The sequence below is a fragment of the Actinoplanes sp. NPDC049802 genome (genome assembly GCF_040656595.1).
In the GTDB taxonomy this organism is placed as follows: Bacteria; Actinomycetota; Actinomycetes; order Mycobacteriales; family Micromonosporaceae; genus Actinoplanes.
Window position 1 is genome coordinate 27714 of sequence record NZ_JBFAMR010000016.1, and the last position, 25414, is coordinate 53127.

30 protein-coding genes and 1 tRNA gene are annotated in these 25414 nt (G+C 65.6%); 15 read left to right on the forward strand and 16 right to left on the reverse strand.

Annotation, left to right across the window (positions count from 1 at the left end):
- The first annotated feature begins 44 nt into the window (after positions 1-44).
- From AB0I88_RS14030 to AB0I88_RS14050, 5 genes are all read left to right on the forward strand, one after another.
- On the forward strand, positions 45-938 hold the full coding sequence (locus tag AB0I88_RS14030; protein ID WP_361022797.1) for a UTP--glucose-1-phosphate uridylyltransferase: 894 nt from the start codon (positions 45-47) through the stop codon (positions 936-938).
- Positions 935-2248 (forward strand): gephyrin-like molybdotransferase Glp, encoded by a 1314-nt coding sequence (glp, locus tag AB0I88_RS14035; RefSeq protein ID WP_361022800.1) that lies wholly within the window; start codon positions 935-937, stop codon positions 2246-2248. Before AB0I88_RS14030 ends, glp begins: the two co-directional genes overlap by 4 nt.
- A complete protein-coding gene (locus tag AB0I88_RS14040; protein WP_361022803.1) occupies positions 2249-2887 on the forward strand; it encodes a GNAT family protein in 639 nt (212 codons plus the stop codon).
- Between the two features lie 100 nt (positions 2888-2987).
- Positions 2988-3737, forward strand: coding sequence for a hypothetical protein (locus AB0I88_RS14045; RefSeq protein ID WP_361023055.1), 750 nt, complete (start codon positions 2988-2990; stop codon positions 3735-3737).
- A 372-nt stretch (positions 3738-4109) separates the two neighbouring features.
- Positions 4110-4186, forward strand: a tRNA-Ala gene (locus AB0I88_RS14050).
- A gap of 92 nt (positions 4187-4278) precedes the next feature.
- Here the strand turns inward: AB0I88_RS14050 and AB0I88_RS14055 are convergent.
- From AB0I88_RS14055 to AB0I88_RS14075, 5 genes are all read right to left on the reverse strand, one after another.
- Entirely contained in the window at positions 4279-4482 is a 204-nt protein-coding gene (locus tag AB0I88_RS14055) for a helix-turn-helix domain-containing protein (protein ID WP_361022806.1), read from the reverse strand.
- A gap of 17 nt (positions 4483-4499) precedes the next feature.
- Positions 4500-5810, reverse strand: a complete 1311-nt coding sequence (locus AB0I88_RS14060; protein WP_361022809.1) for a replication initiator — start codon at positions 5808-5810, stop codon at positions 4500-4502.
- Positions 5811-5897: 87 nt separating this feature from the next.
- Positions 5898-7301, reverse strand: a complete 1404-nt coding sequence (locus AB0I88_RS14065) for an FtsK/SpoIIIE domain-containing protein (RefSeq protein WP_361022812.1) — start codon at positions 7299-7301, stop codon at positions 5898-5900.
- The gene (locus AB0I88_RS14070) at positions 7301-7657 is read right to left on the reverse strand and encodes a hypothetical protein (protein ID WP_361022815.1); all 357 of its coding nucleotides are present in this window, start codon (positions 7655-7657) and stop codon (positions 7301-7303) included. The genes AB0I88_RS14065 and AB0I88_RS14070 overlap by 1 nt, the downstream gene beginning before the upstream one ends.
- Before the next feature lie 1146 nt (positions 7658-8803).
- Positions 8804-9244, reverse strand: coding sequence for a hypothetical protein (locus AB0I88_RS14075; RefSeq protein WP_361022817.1), 441 nt, complete (start codon positions 9242-9244; stop codon positions 8804-8806).
- 745 nt (positions 9245-9989) lie between these two features.
- Between AB0I88_RS14075 and AB0I88_RS14080 the strand changes: the two genes are divergently transcribed.
- Positions 9990-11030, forward strand: a complete 1041-nt coding sequence (locus tag AB0I88_RS14080) for a helix-turn-helix transcriptional regulator (protein WP_361022820.1) — start codon at positions 9990-9992, stop codon at positions 11028-11030.
- A gap of 13 nt (positions 11031-11043) precedes the next feature.
- The gene (locus AB0I88_RS14085) at positions 11044-11604 is read left to right on the forward strand and encodes an HD domain-containing protein (protein WP_361022823.1); all 561 of its coding nucleotides are present in this window, start codon (positions 11044-11046) and stop codon (positions 11602-11604) included.
- Between the two features lie 54 nt (positions 11605-11658).
- Here the strand turns inward: AB0I88_RS14085 and AB0I88_RS14090 are convergent, their stop codons facing one another.
- On the reverse strand, positions 11659-12171 hold the full coding sequence (locus tag AB0I88_RS14090) for a hypothetical protein (RefSeq protein ID WP_361022826.1): 513 nt from the start codon (positions 12169-12171) through the stop codon (positions 11659-11661).
- A 242-nt stretch (positions 12172-12413) separates the two neighbouring features.
- On the opposite strand from AB0I88_RS14090, the gene AB0I88_RS14095 reads away from it, so the two are divergent.
- Entirely contained in the window at positions 12414-12683 is a 270-nt protein-coding gene (locus tag AB0I88_RS14095) for a hypothetical protein (RefSeq protein WP_361022829.1), read from the forward strand.
- Positions 12684-12813: 130 nt separating this feature from the next.
- Here the strand turns inward: AB0I88_RS14095 and AB0I88_RS14100 are convergent, their stop codons facing one another.
- Both AB0I88_RS14100 and AB0I88_RS14105 read right to left on the reverse strand, forming a co-directional pair.
- Positions 12814-13167 carry a hypothetical protein gene (locus tag AB0I88_RS14100; protein WP_361022832.1) on the reverse strand — a complete coding sequence of 118 codons (354 nt, stop codon included), beginning with the start codon at positions 13165-13167 and terminating at the stop codon, positions 12814-12816.
- A gap of 95 nt (positions 13168-13262) precedes the next feature.
- Complete coding sequence (locus AB0I88_RS14105) at positions 13263-13751, reverse strand: hypothetical protein (protein ID WP_361022835.1); 489 nt, start codon at positions 13749-13751, stop codon at positions 13263-13265.
- A gap of 220 nt (positions 13752-13971) precedes the next feature.
- Between AB0I88_RS14105 and AB0I88_RS14110 the strand changes: the two genes are divergently transcribed.
- Positions 13972-14451 carry a DUF4259 domain-containing protein gene (locus AB0I88_RS14110; protein ID WP_361022838.1) on the forward strand — a complete coding sequence of 160 codons (480 nt, stop codon included), beginning with the start codon at positions 13972-13974 and terminating at the stop codon, positions 14449-14451.
- A 145-nt stretch (positions 14452-14596) separates the two neighbouring features.
- Here AB0I88_RS14110 and AB0I88_RS14115 read toward each other — a convergent pair whose 3' ends face one another.
- Together AB0I88_RS14115 and AB0I88_RS14120 are read right to left on the reverse strand one after the other, a co-directional pair.
- Positions 14597-14758 (reverse strand): hypothetical protein, encoded by a 162-nt coding sequence (locus tag AB0I88_RS14115; RefSeq protein ID WP_361022841.1) that lies wholly within the window; start codon positions 14756-14758, stop codon positions 14597-14599.
- A gap of 482 nt (positions 14759-15240) precedes the next feature.
- Positions 15241-15894, reverse strand: a complete 654-nt coding sequence (locus AB0I88_RS14120) for a hypothetical protein (RefSeq protein ID WP_361022844.1) — start codon at positions 15892-15894, stop codon at positions 15241-15243.
- A 239-nt stretch (positions 15895-16133) separates the two neighbouring features.
- Here AB0I88_RS14120 and AB0I88_RS14125 point away from each other — a divergent pair, with 239 nt between their 5' ends.
- From AB0I88_RS14125 to AB0I88_RS14140, 4 genes are all read left to right on the forward strand, one after another.
- The gene (locus AB0I88_RS14125) at positions 16134-16328 is read left to right on the forward strand and encodes a hypothetical protein (RefSeq protein ID WP_361022847.1); all 195 of its coding nucleotides are present in this window, start codon (positions 16134-16136) and stop codon (positions 16326-16328) included.
- Positions 16329-16459: 131 nt separating this feature from the next.
- A complete protein-coding gene (locus tag AB0I88_RS14130; RefSeq protein WP_361022850.1) occupies positions 16460-17098 on the forward strand; it encodes a LysE family translocator in 639 nt (212 codons plus the stop codon).
- Positions 17099-17310: 212 nt separating this feature from the next.
- Positions 17311-17796: a permease-like cell division protein FtsX gene (locus tag AB0I88_RS14135; protein WP_361022853.1), complete on the forward strand. Its 486-nt coding sequence runs from the start codon at positions 17311-17313 to the stop codon at positions 17794-17796.
- A 186-nt stretch (positions 17797-17982) separates the two neighbouring features.
- On the forward strand, positions 17983-18495 hold the full coding sequence (locus AB0I88_RS14140) for a hypothetical protein (RefSeq protein ID WP_361022856.1): 513 nt from the start codon (positions 17983-17985) through the stop codon (positions 18493-18495).
- Positions 18496-18600: 105 nt separating this feature from the next.
- Here AB0I88_RS14140 and AB0I88_RS14145 read toward each other — a convergent pair whose 3' ends face one another.
- Both AB0I88_RS14145 and AB0I88_RS14150 read right to left on the reverse strand, forming a co-directional pair.
- Positions 18601-18789, reverse strand: coding sequence for a hypothetical protein (locus tag AB0I88_RS14145; protein WP_361022859.1), 189 nt, complete (start codon positions 18787-18789; stop codon positions 18601-18603).
- A gap of 176 nt (positions 18790-18965) precedes the next feature.
- Positions 18966-19322 (reverse strand): hypothetical protein, encoded by a 357-nt coding sequence (locus tag AB0I88_RS14150; protein ID WP_361022862.1) that lies wholly within the window; start codon positions 19320-19322, stop codon positions 18966-18968.
- A gap of 384 nt (positions 19323-19706) precedes the next feature.
- Between AB0I88_RS14150 and AB0I88_RS14155 the strand changes: the two genes are divergently transcribed.
- The gene (locus AB0I88_RS14155; protein WP_361022865.1) at positions 19707-20090 is read left to right on the forward strand and encodes a hypothetical protein; all 384 of its coding nucleotides are present in this window, start codon (positions 19707-19709) and stop codon (positions 20088-20090) included.
- A 47-nt stretch (positions 20091-20137) separates the two neighbouring features.
- On the opposite strand, the gene AB0I88_RS14160 is transcribed toward AB0I88_RS14155, so the two are convergent.
- The 4 genes from AB0I88_RS14160 to AB0I88_RS14175 all read right to left on the reverse strand — a co-directional run bounded on the left by AB0I88_RS14160 (position 20138) and on the right by AB0I88_RS14175 (position 23998).
- Positions 20138-20713 (reverse strand): hypothetical protein, encoded by a 576-nt coding sequence (locus AB0I88_RS14160; protein ID WP_361022867.1) that lies wholly within the window; start codon positions 20711-20713, stop codon positions 20138-20140.
- Between the two features lie 199 nt (positions 20714-20912).
- Complete coding sequence (locus AB0I88_RS14165; RefSeq protein WP_361022870.1) at positions 20913-21746, reverse strand: hypothetical protein; 834 nt, start codon at positions 21744-21746, stop codon at positions 20913-20915.
- 142 nt (positions 21747-21888) lie between these two features.
- A complete protein-coding gene (locus AB0I88_RS14170; protein ID WP_361022873.1) occupies positions 21889-23022 on the reverse strand; it encodes an aminotransferase class I/II-fold pyridoxal phosphate-dependent enzyme in 1134 nt (377 codons plus the stop codon).
- A gap of 472 nt (positions 23023-23494) precedes the next feature.
- Positions 23495-23998, reverse strand: coding sequence for a DUF2199 domain-containing protein (locus AB0I88_RS14175; protein ID WP_361022876.1), 504 nt, complete (start codon positions 23996-23998; stop codon positions 23495-23497).
- A gap of 130 nt (positions 23999-24128) precedes the next feature.
- Between AB0I88_RS14175 and AB0I88_RS14180 the strand changes: the two genes are divergently transcribed.
- Positions 24129-25373 (forward strand): GAF domain-containing sensor histidine kinase, encoded by a 1245-nt coding sequence (locus tag AB0I88_RS14180; RefSeq protein WP_361022879.1) that lies wholly within the window; start codon positions 24129-24131, stop codon positions 25371-25373.
- The last annotated feature ends 41 nt before the right edge of the window (positions 25374-25414 follow it).

Sequence of the window (25414 nt, forward strand, 5' to 3'; positions counted from 1 at the left end):
CGCGGCATGCCCGGCCACGAACCCAATGAAGGTGAAGTGACTGAATGACGACGAAGCGCGCCGTCAAAGCGGTGATTCCGGCAGCGGGGCTCGCGACCCGTTTCCTTCCAGCCACCAAGGCTGTGCCCAAGGAACTGCTGCCGGTGGTGGACCGGCCGGTGCTGCAGTACATCGTCGAGGAGGCCGCGTCCGCCGGCATCACCGACGTCCTGTTGGTGACCGGACGCGGCAAGACCGCCATGGTGGACCACTTCGACCGGCGGCCGGACGTCGAGGCCCGGCTCGAGGAGAAAGGCGACCACGACCGTCTCGCCGCGGTGCGCCGGTCCAGTGAGCTCGCCGACATCTACACCTGCCGGCAGGGTGAACCGCTCGGCCTCGGGCACGCCGTCGGATGCGCCGCGTCGCACGTCGGCGACAACCCGTTCGCGGTGCTGCTCGGCGACGAGTTCGTCGAGGAGGACAAGCCGCTGCTCCCGGCCATGCTCGACCTCCAGGCGCGGACCGGCGGCATCGTCCTGGCGTTCATGGAGGTCGCGCCGCACGAGACCTCCCGGTACGGTATCGCCTCGATCCGGGAGAGCGACCTCGGCGAGGACGTCGTCGAGGTGACCGGCCTGGTGGAGAAGCCGTCGCCGGAGGAGGCCCCCAGCAACCTGGCGGTGATCGGCCGGTACGTTCTGCCCGGCTCGATCTTCGAGGTGATCGCCGACACCAAACCCGGCAACGGCGGCGAGATCCAGCTGACCGACGCGATGGCCACGATGCTGGCCGGCGGGGTACCGGTGCACGCCATCGTCTACCGCGGTCACCGCTACGACACCGGCATGCCGCTCGGCTACCTCCAGGCCGTCGTCCAGCTCGCGGTCCAGCGGCCCGACCTGGGTGAGGAGTTCCGGGCCTGGCTGACCGAGTTCGTCGGCGGCCGGAAGGGATGACCGCCACGGCCGATCGCGAGGCGGCCGCTTCCAACGAGCTGATGCCTCTCGCCGAGTACCTGGGCAGCGTGCTGCGCAGGCTCCGCGCGCTGCCTCCGCTCGACCTCGACCTCACCCAGGCGCACGGGAACGTGCTGGCCGCCGACGTGGTGGCCCCGCACCCGTTCCCGGCGTTCGACCAGGCCGCGATCGACGGTTACGCGGCCCGATGGGAAGACCTGGCCGGCGCCGGGCGCATCGGGTCGCACCCGTCCTTCGGGCAGTTCGAGAACACCGCCCGCACGATCCGGCTGAACGTGGTCGGCGACATGGGCGCGGCACACTGGCGGCCGGTCCGGATAACCCCCGGCACCTGCTTCTCGGTGGCGGCCGGGGCGCCGCTGCCGATCGGCGCCGACGTGGTCGTCCCGGTCCACTGGACCGACCAGGGCATGGCCGCCGTCGAGATCATGCACGCCCCGAAACGCGGCTCCGGCGTCCGGCGGGCCGGTGAGGAGTTCGCCGTCGGGCAGCTGCTCGCCGCCGCCGGGTCGTACGTGACACCCCCGATGGTGGCCGTCTTCGCCGCAGCCGGCATCGGGCACGTGCTGGTCCGGCCCAGCCCGCGGGTGGTGGTCGTGGCCACCGGCGACGAACTCGTCGACGTGGGCCGGCCCAGCCAGCCCGGCCAGGTGGTGGACGCCAACTCGCACGCGCTCACCGCGGCGGCCGTGGAGGCGGGCGCGCTGGCGTACCGGATCGGGATCTGCGACGACGATCCGGAAGGGCTGCGCGGCCTGCTGGAGGACCAGACGCTGCGCGCCGACCTGATCATCACGACCGGCGGCACCGGCACCGGCCCCGGCGACATGCTGCGCCGGGTGCTGTCCAGGCCCGGCCCCAGCCGCGGCACCGTCGAGTTCACCGACGTCGCCCTCTGCCCGGGCACCTCGCTCGGCTTCGGCACCGTCGGCGGCGAGGAGGTGCCGGTGGTCTGCCTCCCCGGCGAGCCGGGCGCCGCCCTGATCGGCTTCGAGGTGCTGGCCCGCCCGGTGATTCAGCTGCTCGCCGGGGCCGAGCCGGTGTTCCGACCCGGGGTCAAGGCGCACCTGCTGGAGACGGTCTCCTCACCCGGCGGGCTGCGCGAGTTCCGGCCGGCCCACGTGGCGGAACGGCGCGGTGGCGGCTACACGGTGCAGCCGCTCGCCGGAGGGCCGTACACTCTCTCCGGTTTGGCCGAGGCGAACGGCCTGCTGGTGCTCGGCGAACGGGTCACCACGGCGGCCGCCGGCTCGACCGTCGACGTACTGCTGCTCAACCGGAGGCGATGAATGCTGGGGGCCACCACACCCGGATGGCCCGCCGTGCTGTCGGACGGGGCTGTGCTGCTGCGGCCGTACAAGCGGGGCGACGCCCGGGCCTGGTCCGAGGTGCGGATCGCCAACCAGGCGTGGCTGGCGCCCTGGGAGTCGGCGCCGCCCGGACCGTGGGCCGAGATGAACTCGCCACGCGCCTACGGCTACGTCTACCGCGACATGAGACGCGCCGCACGCAACGGCGACAGCATGCCGTTCGCCGTCTGCCTCGTCGAGGACGGGCGGGAGCGGCTGGTCGGCCACGTCAACCTGGGCAACATCGTGCGGCGGGCGTTCGCTTCGGCGTACGCGGGCTATTGGGTCGATCACCGGGTGGCCGGCCGGGGCGTCATCCCGACGGCGCTGGCGCTCGCCGTGGACCACGCGTTCGGGCCGGGCGGGCTGCACCGGATAGAGGTCAACATCCGGCCGGAGAACGGGCCGAGCCGCCGGGTCGTGGAGAAGCTGGGGTTCCGCGAGGAGGCCTACCACCAGCGGTACATGCACATCGACGGTGGTTGGCGTGACCATCTCGGATATGCCATGACCAGCGAGGAGGTCGCCGCCGAGGGTGGCCTGCTGGCACGGTGGCGGCGCGTCCGTACCGCTAAGTGATCTTGAAGGTCGGAACGCTACCGGCGCGGCGCGCGAAATATCACGGCTACCGCCCGTAACCTCGCATTCGTCGTGTCCTTTTCCGTGGCGGATCGGAGGCCTGAGGGTGCCGACCTCGGTGCTCCTTGCCGTCCTCGCCGCAGCGGGCCTGCTCGCCCTCGCCCCGGCGCTGGTACGCCGGTACGACGCCACCGAGCGCCTCGCCGCGGAGCGGGCGTCCTCGACGGCGCGGGTTCTGCAACGCCGCCGCCGTCACCGCACCGTGCCCGGACGACGACCGATCAACCCCGCCCGCCAGGTCACGGTTACGGTCCCCGCCCCATCGAGTGATCCGCAACCACCCGAACGCAGACTCCGCCTCGTCACCGGCCGTCCCCGCCGCGCCCCGCGCCGCCGCGGAGCCCCCGCCGTCGTCCGCCGCCGCCGCGTCTTCGCCGCCCTCGTCCTCCTCAACGCCATCGAACTCGTCGGCGTCCTCGCGGTCGGCCCCGGATTCTGGATCAGCTTCGCCGTCACCGGCAGCCTCCTCGCCGTCTACCTCGTACACCTGCGCAACCGCGCCATCGCCGACCGCCGGCGCCGGCGAATCCAAGCCCGCGAAGCCGCCTGGCTCGCCGCCCGCCAAGCCGAGGTCCGCCGCGAACAGGCCCGCCGCGCCGCCGCCCGCCGCGAAGCCCAGCGCCGCCTCGCCGCCCAGCGCGAAGCCGTCCGGCGTGCCGCCATGGGCCTCGACCGGGAACCCTCCGACCTGCCCGTCGCCGCCAACGGCGGCTCCGTCTCCTATCGACGGCGCGGCGGGCTGCGTGGTCGCCCCTACGAAGCCGGCGGCCGGCACCATCACGCCTCATAGAGGGGTACGCGTGACGCGATCCCCTCCCGGGCCACCGCGACCCGGTTGCCAGTCCAGCCGGTGCCGCCCGCATCCGGGCTGAGCCGCCCTGCCGCAGCCTCCCCCGTCGCGATCGGGTCTTGCCCGACTGGTTGTCAGGTTTGTCTCAGGCGCTTTGTGGCAGCGCTGGTGGCCGGCTGAAGGGTTCTGGCTGGTTGTGGGGGCTGTCTCGGAGTCCTGAGACGGCGCTGGCGGGCAATCGGAGTGAATCACGGTTGCGGTGGGAATCCCGGGCGGCCGTCCCTTCGGTAGGGGAGGGGTGGTTCGCGGAGGGTGCGGATGACCTGTTAGCCTTTCCTCGGTTCCACGGTGAGGCGATCACCGAGAAACCAAGGGGCTGTGGCGCAGTCTGGTAGCGCACCTCGTTCGCATCGAGGGGGTCTGGGGTTCAAATCCCCACAGCTCCACCAAGAAATACCAGGTAAAAGGGCTGATCGCGGAATCTCGCGACCAGCCCTTTGATCATTTGACCGTCATTTGACCGTGGCGGAAATCCCCGGATTCAGCTGCAGGCGTGACTGACGGGGACGCCGAGAAGTTCCAGGATCGCCGGAACCGGCACCAGATAGCTGCGTCCGACCCGGATGATCCGTACGGGGAAGTCGCCCTCCTTGGCCAGCATGTAGGCCTTGCTGCGTCCGATGCCCAGGATGGACGCCGCCGTCTCGATGTCGGTGGTGAGCCCGAGATCGCGGACCGCCTCCACGGTCCATGAGGTCTTCCTCAGGAGGCATCACCGTCCTCGCGTGCCGCCCTCAGGTCGTCCAGGACGCCATCGGCGAACATCGCCTGTCCGACCGTGTGACCGGCGTGGCTGTAGCTCCAGTTCTTCTCGGTGATCACGTCACCGGTGTCCGCGATCTCCCGGTTCCTGTTTCTCCAGTGATCGGCGCGGGCGGCTCGGAGCGCGGTGTAGGTGGTGGAGTAGCGGCGGCTCTTGGTGGCGGTGTGGCCCCGGTAGCCGAGCTGGTGTGCCCATCGCCGCAGACCGAGAGCCCAGCAGGTGCGGATCATGGTGCGGGTGTGCCCGGTGACCGGCAGGATCGCGATGGTGGCTAGATCCCGGATCGGCCGGTCCACGGTCACGCCGGTGACCTCCGGCTTGCTGACGTACTTGGCGATGTAGGAGGCGACGGCCCGTTCGGTGAGGTCGTCGCCGGTGCGGCCGGGTGTGATCGGCCGGATGTCGAGCTGGGTGCCGAAGCGGAGCAGGACGTCGGTGCCCGGCACGGTGAAGGAGACCCGACGGGTGGCGGTTCGGACGGTTCTGATGAGCAGCCCGGTAGAGGCCCAAGCCGGTGGTGGGTCGGTGGGGCCTTCGGGACCGTCGAAGCGGACGACGGCGTGGAAGTGGATGATGCCGCGCCGCTGCCATTCGGCGACCTTGGCGTAGGAGACCCGCACGCTGCGGCGCATGACGCTGCGGGAGACGCCGATCTCGCTGGCCAGGTCCTCGTAGAGGTTGCGGTGGAGGCGTTGCCAGAGGTCGCGGGTGTGGGCATTGAACAGGACCGCCGCTCGGTATCGGTAGCAGCCCGGGCACAGCGGGGCGCCGGTGATCGGGTCGTCGGCGGGGTGCCGGTCGACGCAGGTCAGGGATCGGCCGTGTGGGCAGTGAGCAGGTTGTTTCCGTGAGCGGCAGGGGCCGTCATTGGTGTGCCGGTGGACGGCGCCGAAGCTGGGCGCCGTGAAGGTGGCGAAGACGCGAGGGTGAGTGCGGACGGTGTCGGGAACGTTCTTGCCGCCCGCCAGGCCCGCGGTGATCAGGTGGTAGGTGTCGCCCTGATGCAGCCGGGCGCAGGGCTCGCAGCGGGAGATGCGCCGGTTGCCGCAGGCGATCGTGAGCCGCCTGTGGGGTTGGGTTTCGGAGGTCAGCGCGGCTAGAAGGCGGCCGGTGTCGGCCTTGAACGTGAGGGTGTGGCCGGTCAGGTGTATCGGGTGCTGGCAGCCACCGATGTGCCTGATTCGGGCGAGCCAGGCCCGGAAGTCAAGGTGGGTAGCGGTGGTCAGGATCTCGCGCTCGGTGGAGTCCATATTTCCTCCTCGCAGCTAGGCCGATGGGACGTGTGCGGTCCACGGGCCTCTCCTTCCGTGTCGAGGTCGTGCTCGGGGTGAGGACTGTCAGAGCAGAGCCGAGTCGATGCCCGGCAAACTCGGGGCGAGGTGCGCGGCCGCCTCCATCGCCGCGTCGAGGGCGTCCGGCGGAAAGTTGATCGAGCGGGCACGGATCCAGCCGTCCCACTCCGCGGTGGTGATCGCCACGCCCTTCTCCGCCGGGCTGATGAGCTGCGCGGCTTCGACGGCGTCCGGGTAGAGGTCGCCGAGGGTCATGACGGCGGTCTCTTTGTCGTTGACCGCCAGGCAGATCCGGCCGCCGAGCTGGGCGCGCAGCGCGGTGACCCCGGCACCGAAGTCGGAGCCGACGCGCTGGCCGGCGACGACCAGGTGGATGCCGAGGGCAGCACCCAGCTGAGCGAGTCGCAGCAGGTTGGTGGTCGCCTTCAACGCAGCCTCCTTCTCATCGCGGGAGGCGACCAGGTACAGCTCCGCCAGCTCGTCGACGATCACGATCACCGGGACCGGCCGCAGGGGCTTCGGGAGCTGCCAGATGTTGCGGTGCTGGTGGTCGCGGCACAGGACCATCCGGCGGTTGGCCTCGCGCACCAGACGTTCGAGCAGGCTTGCCGCCTGTTGCCGGTCGGTGGCCAGGGCGGACAGCCGTGGAGCGTGCGGACCGAGTTCCATGCCGCCCTTGCAGTCGATCCCGACCAAGGCGACGGGACGGGTCGCCCACTGCGAGACCGCTGCGTTGATCAGCGTGGACTTGCCGGATTGCGTGGCACCGGTGATCAGCCAGTGCGGGAACAGCAGGAGATTGATGGTCCACCGCTCGCCGTCCTCGCGACTGCCGACGGTGGCGACCAGGTCGTCCATGGTCGGTGCCTCGCCCGCCTGGCGCAGTGAGGCTCGCTGGAGGTAGGTGCCGAGGCTCTCCGGGATGCCCATCAGCGGGTCGTCGTTGAGGATGGTCAGCTTGACCCGGCCACGCCCGGACGCGATGGCACGAACAGCATGGACGCGCCAGGCGTGAGCCATAGCGTCGGCCGCCTCGATGAACTGGGCCGGCGTCTGCCCGGCGCTGAAACAGATCATCGCGGTCGCGCCGTTGCGACGTGGGCGGACCTTGATCAGCAGCGGCAGCACCGGCCGTTCGGTACGTGCCGGGACGGCGCGCCTGCTGGCAGTCGTCAAGCCCGCGTTCAAGCACAGCCGCTGCCAGGACCGGCCCATCCGTAGCCGGAGGAACCAGAACCCGTACAGAAGCCACCATGTGTGTGGCGCCTTCCGGGCCAGGACGGCACCGGCTACGGCCCATGCCACCAGCAGCAGTCCGGCAAAGATCCCGTACGGGATCAGGTCGTGGCCGAGTGCGGCGAGGTAGTCGAGGTGCAGCCCCGGGCTGCCCGGAACGATGCCAGGCAGCTCGGAGATCGATGGTGTCGGTTCGGGTTTCAGCAGAGGCATCAGACCTCCGCCTTGACGGACCGGGTCGTCTTGGCGCTCTCCGCCGGCCGGGGATAGATCGACGCGGCGCGGTAGGACAGACCGTGCCGACCCTCGATCTCCCACAGCGTCACATCCAGCTCGGTGAGGCCGATCATGGTGCCCTCGGCGACACCGACCGGCTCGGCGGCGGTCTGGACGTCGATCACGGACGCCTTGCGGGTCCCGGCACGCCGCAGCGCGATGCCGGTCACCCACAGGGTGTTGCCGTCACGGTCTTTGCGAACCTGGCCGTCCAGATCGGTGCGCTGCTCCGGAGCGGAGACGCACATCAGACCGGTCAGGCGGGTCAGGTCGACGGGAATGCTGCTCTGCATAAGCATCAACTCCTCAATGGGAAGGGATTCGCCGTTCGCCGAGAAGGCGAATGACGGCGACGGGTGCCACCGTTAGGTCTGGAGTCACCGGCCGGGGACAGGCAGCAGGCCCCTGCCGGGATCGGGTCCGGATCTCCAAAGGCGCTGATCAGCCAGACAGGTCGAGCGCCTGTCCGGATCGCTGGAGCCGGAGCTCGGTCGATGGAGTGCGTACAACTTTCCCTACTTGGTCAAGGGGGGGGGGTAGACCAGGCGAGGGGTGTGGGGAGGGTGCGGGGGAGGGGCTGCGGCCTACGGCCGGTCCCCTCCCCCGCCCCATGAGGGCAGAGCGCGGACCGAGCCGGTCGCCATCACGAACGGCTCCGGACTGTGGCTTGATCTGCCCTCGGCGGTCGGACTCGGTTCCGTGCCGGGCCTGACCCCGTGTCGGCAGGGCTGCTCGTGATCAGCCGAACCCGTGGCCGGCTACGTCGTCCCGCGCCGGACAATCGACCCGCAGACGGCATCCACGGAAACGAACAAGGGGAACACCGCCTTTCCACGGAAGTGAGGGGAGAGCCTCGGGCGCTCCAATCCATTCACGCAGATCGTTTGATCGCTGCCATCACAGAGTACGAATTCCCGGCCAGGGCGCAACCGAGTGAAGCGACGCCGCCTCGCCGGGCAGGGCAGGTGCCGACCCGAACGAACACCCAGGCGTCATAATCTGTGTTGCTCAGTCCGTGCCGGTGTTGACGTGTCCGCGCAGGTCAAGTCACGTGGCGGCTCATTCGCGTAAACTCGTAAAAAACCTGAAAACTAGCAAAGAGGGCAGAACCGATCCTCTGGCTTGCCGTCTGGATTGTGGGCGGGCACGGTTCGAGGTGCTGCCGCGCCGGGCAAGCCCGACTTGCCATCGAAAAGGTGGCTCAGCGACGTGCCCAGCCCACGAAACGGTCATACAGATTCTGCACGAGACCGGTGCCGCTGTGGTGGAGGTCCTCGATCGCCTCGATCATCAGATCGGCCAGATAGATCAGCAAGCCCAATCGGTCGGCTGGGAACTCGTGGGGCAGAGCCTCCCGGCGTGTCGAGCACGGCCAGGGCGCGGCGCAGTCCACGCAGACCCAACTCGGCCGCACTGGCTGATGGAACGCCGGCCGAACTTCACGATCCATGGTCAAACCGCCGAGGTTGACCGACGGCCTCGGGAAGCTCACACCGGTGATAGCCACAGACCGTGCCGTGGTCACCGGTGCCGGTTTGGTTCAGCTCGTTGTTCGCCGGGTTCAGTAGCTCGCCGAGTGCTTGCCGTCGTATCACCGGAGTCGTGGTGGTCTCCAGCGTCGACCAGACAGCTCCGGCCCGCTCCTCGCAACCGCACTGTTTCAGCAGCCTGATGCACAGAATCGCCGCCACCGCCTGACTGGTTGTGGTGGCCGCCGGTGTTTGCCGAAGCACCGTCACAGCCTCCTCGCAGCGGCCCAGCCGGTGCAGGCACGACGCCCAGCGGGCAGCCTGAACCCACTGCTGTTGCCGCTCAGCCGCCAACACCGCCGTCTCCCACGCCGCGCTCTCCAACATCGTTTCCTCCACCGGGCCGGTCATCTCGGCTGTCCTTCCTTGCCAGGCCGGATACCTGCACGAAGATCGATCGCCGTTCCCGTGCGCGGCCATCGGGGCCGATGACGTAGCAGTCCAGCCATGACCAGCCGCTGTAGGTGGCACGTGGGTCGACTCGGATTAACCGTACCGTGATCGCCCGGTCCCCGGAGAACTGGACGCTGGCTGCCCGGCCTACGAGGAGAAGATCCCCCGGCCGCGGATCCATCGGACGCCACCGCTACCCGGCCAACAGGCCCGGAGCACCGACACGGACTGCGCCGACCAACTCAGGGCGCGTCGCCCCCGGCTGACGAGTCGGCAACCGCAGAGTCCGCGAGAAGACCACGACCGCGTTCTCCCGCCGCCAACACGGCCCCAGCGAATCGCACGCCAGACATCGTCCCGTCGCACTCGACGTCACATGCTCATCGAGCATCCGCTGAGCAGTACGCAATTGTTCCGCGGCCGACATCGCGTAGTAGGTGTTGCCTGACATCCATGCCTCCCGGCAAACCGCATCCATGAAGATCAGCGAAATGTGAAAGCATTTGCGCTGGTCAACGGCGCTTCATCCCGTCGGTCAATTGAAGGTACGATCCATTTGCGAGCCGCAGAACTGACCGCCAGTACGAGTGGGAAATGCGGAAACGGGAATGCCGGGGAGGCTTCCATGACACGCAGGCCGAGAACTCTGACTGCCGGTCAGAGTTTCAAGGCGACGGGCCTGATCTCGGGCTTCGTCTTGAAAATGGCTCGTCAATCGGCAGCACTGACGCAAGAGGGACTCGCCGAGGCACTCGACGTCGACGTCACCACGGTCCAGGGCTGGGAGTCCGGGCGGCGCCCGCTCTCAGCGGTCAGTGCAGGGGAGTTCCTACGCCTGTGTGGACGACTTTCACGGCTGGGCGCGCCTGCGGCGACCGGCCGGCACCTCCGCGAGGCGATCGAAGCCGACCAGGTGTTATCGGTCGGTATCACCACGGGCGCCAGATGGGTCGAGCCGGACAGGCACCCGCTCGCCGCGAGCGTGCACCGTTGGACCATCACCAACCTGATCCTCTGGCCCATCCTCGGCCGGATGCCACGGCACCTGCATCAGTTCCGACCTCAGGTGCCACGCCGAGGACCCACCCCTGTACAGCCATCACTCAGCGCCGAAGAGCGCACCCGCTTCCACGCTCACCTGTTCACAATCGCCGAACGCGCCCAGCGCGACGACGAGGCGCTTCTGCGGCGTCAAGCCGTCTACCTGCTCGGATTCGACGGCAGACCCGAAGCCGTCGATTGGCTCCGTACCGAGTGGCATCGCGCCGGCCAGAGCCGTCCCGCAGACGGCGACATAGCCGGCCTGCTGGAGGCTCGCTCCGCCTCCGTGGCGCTGGCAGTCGCCGGGGACAGCAGTCACCTTTACGACTTCGTCGACCACATGACCGACCAGTCCGACGAGGTGGCGAACCTCAACTACTGGGCCTACTGGATCGGCGAGCTCAGCGACGAGCAGACCGACGACGCCTTCATGCTCAGCGCGGACACCCGCTCCTGGACCGGCGTCAAACTGCTGCACCACCTGCTGGAACGACTCGGTCCGGCATCGCCCCAGCGACCACTGAACATCTGCACCCTGCACGCGCTGATCGCCTCTCGCCCCGCACTGCTGACCGAACGTCCCGCTGTTCGCTCCTTATGTGGCCTGGCCCTCGATAGGCTCGCCTCCACAGCGGACCTGAGCCGCACCGAGCGCAACCAGCTCGCCGGCCTTCAGTACGCGGTACGCATCTCCGAGCGTTAGGAAGGACCCACAGGTGCCAGAAGACGCCGAGGCTATCGCCGCATTCGGGTACGAACTCGGGCTGCTCAAGCGCGTCCGTCGCACCGGCTGGTGGCATGCCGGAGTCCGCGACCCGGAGTCAGTCGCCGAGCACACCATGCGTACCGCCCAGCTCGCCGCCCTCATCGCCGCCGAGGAGGGAGCCGACCCCGCCCGTGCCGCGTTCCTCGCCCTCTGGCACGACACCCAGGAGACCCGCACCGGCGACCTGCCGCACACCGCCGGCCGGTACCTGGCCAAGCCAGACCCTCGGCAGATCACCGCAGACCAGACCGGCCAGCTACCCGACCGCTCCCGCGACACGGTCCGTGCCGCCGTCGACGAATACGAGTCCCGCCAGACCCTCGAAGCGCTTTGCGCCAAAGACGCCGACAAACTGGAGATGCTCCTCCAGGCCATCGAATACCGCGACATCGGCGTGACCCGCGTCGACGGCTGGATCGACTCCGCCCGCAAAGACCTCAAGACTGAGACAAGCCGCCGCATCGCCGAAGCCGCAACGACCCTCTCCCCTCTGGCTTGGCGCGAACGATAGGGCCGTTCGTACTGAACTGCCGAGAAGAGGACGTCTTCGCGGCGATGGTCAAAATTACGAATAGACTTCAGTGTGGTGCTGAAAAGTCCAGGTCCCATAGAGGTTATCCTCTAGCCACGCATTGGTATTACCGATACGTACACCGGTGGTATACATCGGGTCGAGTGCGACACGGTTGCCGTGTTCAAGAACGAGTTCGACGCAGCGCACTATCCCTCGGTCGAGATTCGACTCCTCGTTGGTCACGTAATTGACCTGCGTGCATTTAACCATCAGTGCCGGGCCCCAGAATAGGCTACCTATCCGGACTGCGATCGCATCGAGGCCGAACTCGTCACGATACCCCTGCATATCGATGGCGTCGATTCTCCTGACACGCAATCCTCCGTGATTGTTGACAGAGATGCACTCCAGGTAGCCGTCATCAAGCTGCAGGTAGACATCGCCCAGGGCGTCCACTGTCGGACCGGAGGCCTCGTCGTTTCCGATTGCAATCAGGAGTACATCGTGGATACGCTGCCTGCTGAGAAGATCGAGCGTTCGTGACCATGACCAGAACTGAGACATGCGGACACGATAGATCACCCGCGGCTTCAGACTTCACCGGCTGCGTGTGACGGCAGCGCACCGATGCGGTCCGATCCCGTTACGCATCTCCTATACGCTGAAGCCGCGTCACTCAAGCACCTGGCCCGGTCTGCTGTCATCACTTCAAAGCTGACTTCGGGCGGAAACCGAATGCGGTGCGCTCATTTAGCCGCCGATCGCGAGTATGGCGAGGTGGCGTCACCCGCAAGTACCCTTCACGGGTGGCAGGCGAGGAACTCATCATCAAGCTCACCAAGGACCAGGCATTCGTGATGTCAGACTGGCTCTACCACATGATGGATACGCCCGAGTTCGGCGACCTTGTGAACGAGGAGCCTGCGGTCTGGTCCCCACTGCATACGTTCGCCGGAACGTTGGGCAAGTCATTCGTCGAGACCTTCATGCCTGACTATCCCGGTCGTCTTCGCGAAGCCCGCCAATGGCTACTGGACAGCCGCAGAGAATTCGACGGGCCGCCGGTCACGGAGTGACCGATTGCCGGTAGGCCGAACGCCCTTAACTGCCGCCGTCCGGGCGCTACGGAGCGCCACCGCGGGTAAGGTGCAGTCGACGTCCGACCGTGCCGATAAGAATGCGTCGTGGCGACTGTGTATGCAGGCGCTAATATAGGATCAGTGCCATCGCCTCGGCTGCCTCCTTACCTGATAAGAACCCATCAGTTACGAGAATGCATGATTCGTCCCACCAGTATTTCAATTCGTTAGCATCAACTAAGCCTGCACTCAGGATTTCGGTCCGCCCAAATTTCGCAATCCGAATGAACCGCCGCTGCCGCTGACTAAGGGTGAGCAGCCCGAAGCCTTCCCCATCGAGGCCGTCAGGCCACTGTTTACTTGCGATCATATCGTTACGCAGAGCTGTCACGGCCTCAGCCCTGACCTTTTTATCATCGGACAGTAATGCAGCACCGATCTGCCAATCGGGCTTGAAGTAGTGACTGTTCCGCGAGGCCATCTAACAGTTGTAGCATCGCTCCGAGGCGTCCGAAAAAGTGACCGTCAGCAACAATCCCGTTGCTCACAGAGGCTCACTCTTTTGCCGCTGTCCGGTCACCGAGGTTGGACCTCATCGAGAGGGTACGTCCGGATCGGGTCGAGGTGCAGTTCGTGCGGACCGGTGCAATCCGCGGTGAGAGTGGCAACCGCTGCCCCGCACGGACAGACCTGGTTACGTCTGTGCCGGCCGTCCGGCCCGTGGCAGCCAGTCAAGGTCTTGTAATCAGGGGAGTCCTGGAGCAGCGGCGCGTCGTCTGGATGAATGATCACATTGTTTCGGGTGCCCGCGGAGATGAGGAATCCGTCGGTTACGAGCACACATGAGCCACGCGGCTGGCACGGCTGAAAGTCCTCGTCATCGTGCTGAGTGACGTAGGGCGCTCCCCACGGTTCGGGCTCGACGGCGTAGTGACCCCGCGGAACGGTCGAGGGCGCCCGGCCGTCCTCACGCTCAGGATCTACATCAACCTCGGGCACGGCTGGCAGCGCAACGAGATCGCCTGTCAGTTCGGTGCTGCACTTCGCGCAGAGGAAGATGGTCACGAGGACATTATTGGAGCCCGGACACGCCACCGCATCCGGCTTTCGAGCCTGGGAGGTGCATTCGAGACGACCCTCATCAATGCGCAGGGGCCCGCTGGTATGTCGTGCGTGCCGGGGTCGAGTCTGTTTGGCCGTTACGTCCTCTCGTGCCGCGATCCGCTCGACACCGCGCGTCACGGCGGCCCGAGGCGCCCGCCACCTCCCATCACGATCATCCCATATGCGAAGATCTTCTCCGGAGAAGCTGGAGGCCGGCGAAGTTATGAGCACCTGGGACGTCGAGCCGTTCGACAACGACGATGCCGCGGACTTCGCCATTGAACTGGAAAACGCTTCGGCAGAAGCATGTATTGAATTGGTCGGCAGCGTTCTGGAACGTGTCGCCAAGGCAACCGATGAAGATACGCTGTTCTCGGACGCCCAACGAGCCGTGGCCGCGGCAGCTCTGATCGCCGCACAATGCCCAGGCGGCGCTGGCGTCCCATCAACCTACGGGCCAGGCCCGACCACGCCCATGCCGCAATTCCCGCCGTATCTCCATGATCTCGCCGTCGAGACCTTGGACCGTGTTATCAAGGCACCATCGTGGCTACCCGAGTACTGGGAGGAGGTCTCCCGGGCGCCGGCATGGCGGCGGAGCATCTCCGACTTGCGCAGAATCCTTGATCCGCCGCAAAGGGAATCGCTCTTCGACCGCTGACCGACGTCCTCACGTGCCGCGATCCGCTTACGTTTCTAGTTGTTGCGGCGGCGGATGCGGGAGAAGGCGTCTACGGCGGCGTCGTCGGCTTCGGGGAGGGTGTGCAGGTACTTCTGGTGGTGGAGATGTTGGCGTGGCCGAGGCGCTACTTCACCACCTGGAGGTCGGCGCCGCCGGCCAGGAGCCATGAGGCGTGGGCGTGGCGTGGATCGTGGATGCGGACCCGGCCGATCTGGGCCTTCTCCAAGGCGGGATACCAGACCGTTGTGCGGAACCAGGAGCGTGGGATGTGGCCGTCTGTGGTCACGGTTCGCTTGCCTCGCGGGGAGTCCTTGCGCTGTTCAGCCGGACGGGATGGTGCTCGAACCGCTCGACGCCAGGCGGCTCGGTGTCAACGCGAGACAGAGTCACCCACCGGTTCTCGTAGATGTTCTCCTCGCCGTGCACTCGCCAGGCGGGTGACGGTTCGTTTACCTCGGATGACGCCATCATTCCCCGGCCTCCTACGAGTCGCGCCCACATGGAACCTATCGGGTCGTCCGGCAGGGAGGTCCGGGGCGGACGCTGACAAGCGCGAGAGACTTCTCCAGGCGATCGAGTACCGCGACATCGGTGTGAACCGGTTTGACGGCTGGACCGACTCAGCCCGCAAGGATCTCAGGACAGCGACGAGCTGGCGCATCGCCTAAGCCGCGACGGATCTTTCTTCCTTGGCACGGCACGAGCGGTAACTGCCGCCTACCGTTGAAACGGGGCCAAGTCACTGATCTGCCGAGAGGAGTGCGTCTGTCAGCCGATGGTCGCTACGTGCGACGAATCGTCACGGTGACCGGAGAGGTAGATGGTCACCCGGTTGTCGACCACAGCGAGTTCGACACATTCGGCGGTCTGGTCCAGCAACCAACCGGTGGGGCGGCATCCTGAGCTCCATCCGCGCTTCTTGACGTGCCGCTTCACCTCCTCATAGAGATCATCATCGCCTTGCCCGGGACGGCCTGTGACCGTAATCGTCCGCGTACATGAGCCCGAGCCGCAGTTCGCATCGCCGGAGGAGCGGACGGTGGCACGCAGGCCGTCAGGCAGCGGAAGCACTTTGTCGGTCGCAGGGAAGAACGGCGCCGGCCGCCAGAGAGTCGCGCCGATGAGCAGAGCCACCAACGACCAGCCCGCTAGTAGGTGCGTCGCTACACCCACTCTGGCCTGCCCGGCGGGGCCGAGCCGGCGTCGTTCGACAAGGCGGCCGGTAACACATGTCGCCAGGGCTAGTACCAGGACTGACAGTGAGATCTCGAGGAAGCCGCGCGGGAAGAAGTGAACGAGCATGCCGGCGATCGCCGCTTGACCGGCAAGGCCCGCGGCGATGATCCACCGGGTCCACGGCGTGCGTGACATGACCAGCCAGAGCAACAGCATCGGCCCGACCAGCATCAGCACCAACAGCATCCAACGATCATGCGGGACGCCCGCAACAGGTAGTCGCCAGCAGCCTGAGACGCTGTCGCGTCACGGTCACGGCGGCATGGCCCGCCCGGCATGCCCTCCAGGGCCGGAAGCCGGTGCGCTCATCTGCTTGATGAGAGTGTGTTCGGCCTGATGGGTTAGACCTTCGACGAGCCGCCGGAGCCGGTTGCTCGACAGAGTTCCGGCCAAGTTGAGGTTCCGCGGGTTCTAGAGTGGTCGAGGTGGACGTTCGAGAGGCACGAGCCAACATCGCTCGGATTCTCGGCAATGCCGCCCTCATCAGCGGCCTTGCTGTCGCGCTGGGGGCGGCCGCCTACTACGACGGGTTACCTGTAACGCCGTACTTCTTTGCTGCGCTGCTTGTGAACATCGGGGTGGGGCTGCGCCTTGAGGCGGCAATCCTGTATCGCCGCTGATGCGGTGCCGATGAATGGCACGAGCCGCTCGGCTTCTTGTCATGCCGATGAGGGTGTGTTAATCGGCGATCTGTTCCTAACTGTCGGTGGAATAACTTGGCATTCGAGGACCGGCGCATTTGCATCAGGGGATGGCGTCTCCCGAACAGCTGCTCGCCTTCGTTGTCATGTCGTTCCTCCTGATCGTCATCCCAGGTCCGAGCGTGTTGTTCGTGGTCGGGCGGGCACTGGCGCAAGGTCGCCGAGCTGCCCTCATCACGGTTGCGGGAAACACGCTCGGCGCCTATGTCCTGGTGGTTGGGGTCGCGGTCGGAATCGGCTCCGTCGTGGAGCGCTCCGCCCTGATCTTCACCGCACTCAAGCTCGCCGGCGCGGCATACCTGATCTATCTCGGTGTCAAGTCATGGCGGGAGCGCCGTTCCCTGCCAGTGGCGTTCACCGGCGATGATCCGGCACAGGGCAGTCTGCGAACCCTGCGGGAGGGGTTCGCGGTCGGCATCACCAACCCCAAGACGATCGTCTTCTTCGCCGCCGTCCTGCCGCAGTTCGTTGACCGGGCGCAGGGCCATGTCATAGCCCAGATGCTTTTACTCGGTCTTATCTTCAACCTCATCGCCTTAACTTTCGACAGCCTGTGGGGAGTGGCCGCATCGGCCACCAGAGATTGGTTCGCTCGATCCCCCCAAAAGCTCTCCCTGGTTGGCGGGATCGGTGGGCTTACCATGATCGGACTTGGTGTAACGGTGGCCGTGACCGGCCGCAAGGAATAGCGCGCACCGCATCCTCAACTGCCGCGTCCGGGCGGTGCCGTCAGCTTCTCGTAACGGCAGCCGCATTTGGCGGATGTGCCGCATCTGCAAGGCACCCATGCGCGCGAACACGCCCGTGATGTCCAGCCGGGTGCCGAGGGTCGGCTGCCGGCGTCGTAGGGCGACGTGCGGCGGGTCGGTCGGGGGAACGCCCCGCTGCTAGTCTGCGCCGCGTGCGCCTTCCAACGATCGTTGTCGCTGCGCTGCTCATGTCGGTGAGCCTCGCCGGTTGTGGACTCTTTCAGAGCGAGGAGGACGAGAAGATCGAACGCCTGCTCAACGAGAACGCGGAGATCACGGTCTTCGTCCGTGACGACATCACGCCGCAGCAGAAGACTGACATCGAGGCGCGTCTGCGCGCGGTCCCCGGCATGACCGACGTTGCCTTTGAGGACCACGAAGCGGCCTACGCGAGGATGGAGAAGCTCTTCGCCGATGAGCCGGAGGAGATGCCCGACATCGAACCCACCGACCTACCGGAAAGCTTCCACGTGAAGATGAAGGACCAGGCCGCGGTGCGTAACGTCCGGGATTCCCCGATCCACGGTGAACTGAATGCCCTGCCTGGGGTCTATGAACTGGTCATCCGCTGCACCACGGTGGACGAGTGCAAGGAGAACATGCGCCGTAGGGACTCACCGACTCCTTCGGGGTCGTAAGCACGGCCAGCGGATCAGCACGCAATCATCTGCCGCGATCCGCTCGGGTCGGGCGCCGCCGTCGCGACAGGCGGCGTGCCGGCGAGGGCGGTGTCTTGTCGTGCCGAGATCAGTGCATCTGGCCAAGGCCGGGAACCGGTGTGGAGACAGCGCTCGGCTGAGTCGTCGAGATCTAAGCTGCTCTTCGTGTTCGATCAGAATCTGCCTGTCCCGCTGGCCTTAGCGCTGGCTGCCGTCGATTACCGCCGGCACGACTTCCAGCCGTTTGTCGAGTTCGACTCGGCGGAGGAGACCACGGAGTGGTGGCGTTTGTGGACCGACAACGAGGATGCCGAGGTGCCGCCGCTTCGGTTCTTCGGCAAGAATGGTTCCGGGGACCACGTAGCCATCTGGCTGCGTGACCCGGATGTAGGAGTCGAAGCTCAGCCGGTAGTGCTCCTCGGCTCCGAGGGCGAGCAGTCGGTGATCGCCCGAAACCTCGGCGACTACCTTTGCTTGCTGGCCAACGGGGTCGGGCCATTGGGCGGCTCGGAGCCGGTCGGTGAGCCGGTCGGTGAGATCATCGCTCTCATTTCCGGCAAGCCACGTCCCACGGGGGCCATCCGTGCCGACGCTGAGATGCTGCAGCTCGACTTGGAGAAGTTCGTCGACGAGGTCAGCTGGGGCCCCTTCGACGACGATGGCGAACCAGCGCGGTGAGACGTCTACCGAACCGTCCAATCTGAAGATTCACCTTCATTTGTCGGTGGCTACATTCGGCCTGGCCGACATCCGGATCTGCCGCGAATCGCGCGTTGGACCCGCTCAAACGCCGATGAAAACCAGTTCACCGTGCTGCTCTGCGCAGCGCTCCGCCATCGATCGAAGCCGTATCAGCCCACGATGCTCAGCGCCTGCCTTCGCTAGGGTGAGCAGCAGCTCGACGTCGGCGACGAGCTGCTGCATCTGGCTCGCGCCGAAACGGGTCTCGCCATGGGGATCGAGCCGGCCCAACAGCCCGAGCGCCGAATTCCCGTGGAACAGCAGCCGGTCGAAGTCGCCAGGCGAGGGCCGGCCAGTCCAACGCCGTACGGGTTGCGAAGTTGACGTCTCGGGTCGCAGCTCGGTCAGGTCCGTGCCCAGCGGAGGCCGGTCTACGGTGTCTCCCGCCGGGCACGCCGCCGGGGGTGTCAGGTACGGCAGGTGAAGAGGAGCGGAGCGATTCCGCAGCAGGAAACGACTATGGAGAGGCTGATCGCGGCTGTCGCGCGGGCGATCGTGTCGGCCCGACTGCCTCGGGCGAACCCGAGGCCCTGTTCCGCGGCTACAGCCATGATCCACACGAACGTGAGACCTGGTAGATAGAAGTCCCAGGAGGGGTCGCGGAAGGCGCTGAAGTCGCCGTTACCGCCGGCGATGTATTGCGGGCATTCCCTCAACTCGGTGGCCGGATCGAGTACCAGGAGCAGACCGGCCAGGAACAGGCCACCGACGGTGAACGACCACAGCCCACGTAACGGCGACGGACGTACACGATCATTGCTCACGGGCACCACGATACGAAGCGAGGAACCTTCCCGCCGAAACGGCATCGCCACACTCGCACAGGTCCCGCGTCCGGTATCGAACGTTCGCGATGCACCCGAACGTTGCTGGCGAAGTCCGGGGGTCTTGCACTGGCCGATAGCCGTGACCAGGTACCGCCCGTGTGCGGCTACGTGTGCGCTGGCCGCTGGCCGCTGTCCGCGTTCGGGCAGCCGCCACCGTCACGGCCGGTGGCGGCGGAACAAGATCGACTACAGTGCATCGCCACCTGTGAACGGACACACCCGCGGTGACGGCCGGCGTCTTGTCGTGCCGAGGCGAGTGCGCCGGTGGCAGCGTGCGATAGATTGGCGACCCCTCGACGGCGCTGATACCGGAGTTGAACGATGAACCCGGCTTTGTATGCGGTCTGGAACCATTCCATTGATGTATGGCTTGACGACGCCTTTGAAACTGCCTCGCGCGGCGCCAGGATGCTGGCAGGAATTCAACACCTGCACAACAACGTAGTTCCTGAAGGCTTGGCATGGGCCATCGAAACGTTTGAGGAGGTGACGTTCCGGCGAGCCGCCGAAGGACTCAGATACTTCGGCTTCCGGGATCTTGATCCGTTCTTCACGGATCTTCTCGCGAACCGCAACGATATGGAACATGCCAATTCCAAGGAGGACGAATATTTCGAACTCTTCCCCGAGGACGGCGAGTTGGAAGAGGCCGTCTTGGCGCGGCTGTCCGAGTTTCCCGACGAGTTCGATTACGGCGAGCCCTGAAAGGCGGCGAGGGGGGGGAACACCTTGCCCCACTCTGCTGGTCAAAGTCATTTTTGGGGTGCCACCCTCTTCAAATGACCACGAATCCCGATGATCAGAGCAAGACCGAAATCTGTCAGCAGAAGGTAGGCCGCAAACCCGAAGTGACTGAAGGTCCAATTTTGGATCGACAACAATGTGATTGCTGCGCTTATGGTGGAGAATGCGTAGAGAGCCGGAGACTCGCTCTCCGGGTGGATAAAGGACTTTCGGAAGGTGGGAAGTGATGCCAACAGGTCTGCGGCTATCGCAAAAGCGATGGCATACAGGCCTTCACGCGAGACCCACCACGCAAGAATTCCGATCAACGAGAGCAGGCCGCATATCACGTCGAAGAGTGATGCCGACCAGTGGGCGTCCGGCCGGCGAAGCGCGATGACGAAAATCAACGCCGGGTTGAGGCCGGCCACCAGGGTGACGAGAGACACGACCCCAGCGCCCTCGGTGAGCTGGGCGGTGAATGCCACGAGCGGCGGCAGGGACCACAGAAAGAACGTCACCAGGTGGGGCTTCACCTCACCCCGGAGATTCTGTCCGACGTAGATCGCCGTGCCCACTATGTTGAAGCACAGCGCCAGGAACACGAATTTCTCGGAAATCATCTATCTCGGCCGGCCGCAGTCGGTGCCGAGTTGCTCAGCCGCAATGGTCAAGCATCGCGAACCAAGCATGAGAATTCGCCTCCTGTCAATTACTTCCGCACCGTCGACGCTATTGACGAAGTTTATCTGCGGGCTGCGGCTGATGCGGCTCTCACCGACTCGACACGCCCGAACCTATAACCTAAGGGCTGTGCGGACGTAGGTCCGTAGGTACGGCAGCACGGGTCTCGGGCTGATCAGCCAGGTCGTCCCACATCGCCCGGAAGGAATCCGTGATACTGCCGTCCGGGTCATGAATCACCAACTCCTGATCAACCACCGGATCCGTGCCGTCGCTCCTGAACCGGTGGAGCTCCAGAATCAGGATCGTCCCGTCGACAATCATGAATTTATAGGGATACTTGGTGGGAGCGAAACGCAGCGACACCCGCGCACCGTGGTCTCTCTTCAATTTGAGCATTCCGTCACAGTGATCTACGAAGTCTGCTTCCAGCGCCGGAATCAGTAGCTTTCCATCAAGAGAGGGAACCTGGCACATCCGACGATAGGTCAGCGAGGAATTCTCCAGTGGGAGACGTAGCATCGCCTCCCACTGTTCGGCTAGAAGGTCCGACCGCATTGACGCATCCGGTCGTGCACCGCTGGCGGGTATCAGATCGACGATCAGCAGTTCGCGTTTCGCGGACAGCATCGCTTGAGCGATTTTGTCACCGGAGATGTCGGGAAGTGAATTCAGGGCCTTGACTCCCTGGAAGGATACATTCAGCGCGAGTCGTCGTTTGAGATCGAGTAGCTCCGCCTGCAGACCGGCTGTCTGCCGGACGGTCAGTCCACGAAAATCCGCCAACGAACGTGAATTGTCCTCGAAGCTGAAGAACATGGCGATGCCCGCGATGGCTACCACTGCCAATGACAGTCCGGAAATCCCGGCGACTCCCTTGGTCAGCCTGTCGAGGGCGACGCCGAGTACAGCCCCTGATACAACTATTGCGGCCTGCCGCGTCCACGTGGCCATCGCGGTGAAGTTTACTTGCGATCTTGATTTGCCAAATATCTTTCGGCTGGTTGCCATCTAGTAGTGCTCACCTGACCCGAATTGGGAATACTTTCCTGAAGGGTACCGCATGGTATCCATGGTTGAGCTCATTGCGATATTGTCAGCGGCAATCGTCCAGGGCTTGACGCATCAACGGGACGGCGGCCCGCAATTCATTCTGCGGGCGCGCTAACGGTATGCGCAGACAGTCCCGTCCGGCGTCCGGCGCCGACCAGTAATAGTTGGTCCCGGGAAGGATGTCCACACCATATGATTTGAGGGATCTCCAGAAACGGACCGCATCATAGTGATTCGGTAGTCGCAGATATTCCAGCGGCACATTCCGGCAGTACGGCGAGGCGTGCTCGAAGAGGTTCGGGCCGACCAGTGAATGGATCAATGAGCGATTCAGCTCCACAGGCTCGCGGACCACCACGTCGATGCCCTGCTCGATACTGTCTCGAATCATGGACGTCAGCAGCATGAGCTGGAGACCGGATACATTCAAGAGAAGCTGGTCATGAAGACGATGAAGAACATCCCCCGCGTCCGCGGAACTTGTTGTCAGCCCCACTTTGAGATCGCTGACCCCCCACGTCTTGCCGGTGTCCTCGATCGCCACGAACGATGTACCACTGTCAATCAGGACGCGGTACTGATCCCATTCAGCCAGATCGTTCATGTAAAACCGGAAGCAAAAATCGACGATCACGGTCGCGCCGGCTGCGGCGATCGTGTCTATCAGGCGTCCGAAGTCCTCTCGGCCGAATCCGAAACCGGTCGGATTGTTCGGGAATACGATCCAAAAGGCGGCCTTGGGATGTGCCAGCTTCGAGATGGCGGAGAGATCACGGAACATGGATTCGGCTATCGCGTCGACCTGGACGCCTTCGGTGAGAAGCATGTGGCGGATGTTGTCGAAGCACGGCTCCATGAGAAATACCTGCAGATTCATCATCCTGCAGTACTGTGCCGCAATCTTGATCGAACATGAGGAAGAATAGTTGAGGAACCTGCGGATCTCGGTGGAGGATGCGGACGGCTGCCCGGCGCATGCGAAGAACTGTTCGACGAATTCGTCTTCCAGGGCCTCTTGCCGCATCTGATCAATCCGGCTGAGCATCTGCGGCATCTGGCCCACTATCTGCCTTTGGCTTGCCGTCAGCGGAAGCCGGGAATGCCCGTCCGACAGGTTTATTCGGCTTGAAAGCGCGATTCTCTCGTATTCCGTGTTGGTCAGAGTTTCGGGATTCACTTGTTCCCCTCGCACGTCGCAATTGCCGACCTGGTGACGGTCATCTCGGCGATCGAGAGGAACAAGACTCAGAGGATGGAAGCCGGAAGCCGGCGCCTCCAAGTCGACGATCTACTCGATCGCCCGGTAATCATCCCATTGAAGGTAGGAATTCGTAAGTGTCAGGCCCCCGACAGAGTTATTTCGACCAACGCGGCCCGCCAAACGAGCGGTAGCAGCTAGTCGCCTCGCATTACGCCGTCGTCTGCCGGACCGGCCTCGTCGGATGATCTGTGGAATGGTGCACAAGGGTGCCTGATCATGTGAGTGGCGATCTCAGCCCGGCGCGGGCGGCACGGGAGGGACCGGGCAGGAGATCGCCGCGTGCCCCGACGGAACAGCTTTCCGCGTACTCATGAAAGATCTTCTGGCCGTCGGTGATCTCGCCGGTGGGGTTGAAGCCGGGCTTGCGGTGGACCGCCGTCGCGGGGCGCTAGCGGTGCAGGTGGAAGGAGGCGATCTCCTCGACCCGGGTGCGGGTGATGCCGGCGAGCTGTTCGACGGCGAGCGGGTGCCCGGTCGGTTCGAGTTCGATGTAGGGGAGCTGGCCGACCGCCCTGGTGTGCACGTTGGTCCGCAGGTTGAGGGTCGAGGGCTCGTACCCGGCGATGATGTTGGAGAGCCAGCCGAAGTAGGGCGGTTCCTTCTCGCGGCCGGGTTGTTCCCAGACGTCGACCGCGCGGGTGAAGTTGGCTCGGCTGAGGGACACCCACATGCTGTAGGTGAACACGTCCCCGGTGTCCCACACCGGCAGTTCGATCATGCCGCGGACGAAGAACTGTTCCCCGGCGATCACGCACAGGTCGGCGTCCAGCAGGCATCCGTCCTGGTCCGCCATTTCCGGCTGCCAGAAGTCCGGGGCCGGTGCGGCGAAGCTGAGCGGTGGGCCGTCGTGCATGGCCCCGCACGTGCCGCAGATGAACTGCTCGGTGCTCATGGCCGCGAAGCATACGGGCGACCTTGGGAAGGGTGGCGGTACGCCCGCCATCAGTGCCGGATCTGGGGGAAAAGCGAGTGTTGCTACTTTTGGGTGGTACCTCTGAATGAAGTCTCGGAGGTGACGTCACATGAAAGCACCACTGCCCGACAACGAGATCGAGCGGTTGGCCGCGCTGTACTCGCTCGACATCCTCGACAGCCCCCCGGAGAAGGACTTCGACGACATCGTCGCACTGGCCGCGGGAGTCTGTGAGACCCCCATCTCGATGGTCAGCCTCGTCGACGCCGACCGGCAGTGGGCCAAGGCCAGCACCGGCTCCGAACTGGCGGAGACCTCCCGGGACGTGTCCTTCTGCGCCCACGCGATCCTCGGCCGCGACCTGCTGGTCGTCCCGGACGCCCGGGAGGACGACCGGTTCGCCGACATGCCGGCGGTGGCCACCGCGGACGGGATCCGGTTCTACGCCGGGGCCCCGCTGCTCACCACCGACGGGTTCGCGCTCGGCACCCTCTGCGTGATGGACGTCGAACCACGGCGGCTCGACATGGAGCAGCAGCAGGCGCTGCGCGCCCTGGCCCGGCAGGTCACCGCCCAGCTCGAACTGCGCCGGTACGCCTTCGCGCTGGCCAACACCACGGCCCGGCTGCGGGAACTGGAGCGCCGCAAGGACGACCTGGCCGGGCTGGTCGGCGGGGAACTGCGGTCGTCGCTGCGGCTCATGTCGGCGTACCTGGAACGGCTCGGCGACACCGGCTACCACGACGCCGAGATGGCGGACCTGGTCGGGCGGGCCACGGCGGCGCACGTGCGCGGGTTCCGGGAGCTGATCGACCACCTCACCACGATGGCCGACGCCGGGCTGGGCGGGGAGAGCCTGCACATGCGGCAGTGCGACCTGACCCGGGTCACCCAGCGGGCGGTCGAGGCGGTCCGGCCGATCGCGGCCAGCAAGCACATCTGGATCCTCAACCAGGCGGGCGGCCCGTCGCTGCCGATCATCGCCGATCCGGTACGCCTGGAGCAGGTCCTGACCCATCTGCTGTTCGCCGCGGTCAAGTACACGCCGGAGGGCGGCCGGGTGCGGGTCGGCACCGAGATGGAGTCCGGGCCGACGGTCCGGCTCGACGACATGGACATGCCCGACGGCATGCGGCCCGAACTGTTCCCGCACCTGTACTACGGGGCCATCGCCAATCCGGCGGACGTGCCCGGGCCGGACCGCGGGCTGGCCGTCGCCAAACGCATCCTGGACGCCCACCACGCCACCGTGGCGCTGTCCGACCGGCCGGGCGACGGGACCTCGCTGCACGTCGTCTTCCCGTACGCGGAGATGACCCCGGCCGAGCTGATCCGGGATCTGGCCGTCGCGTGAGAGAACCCGCCCCCGATCGGCTGCAGTTCGGTCGGGGGCGG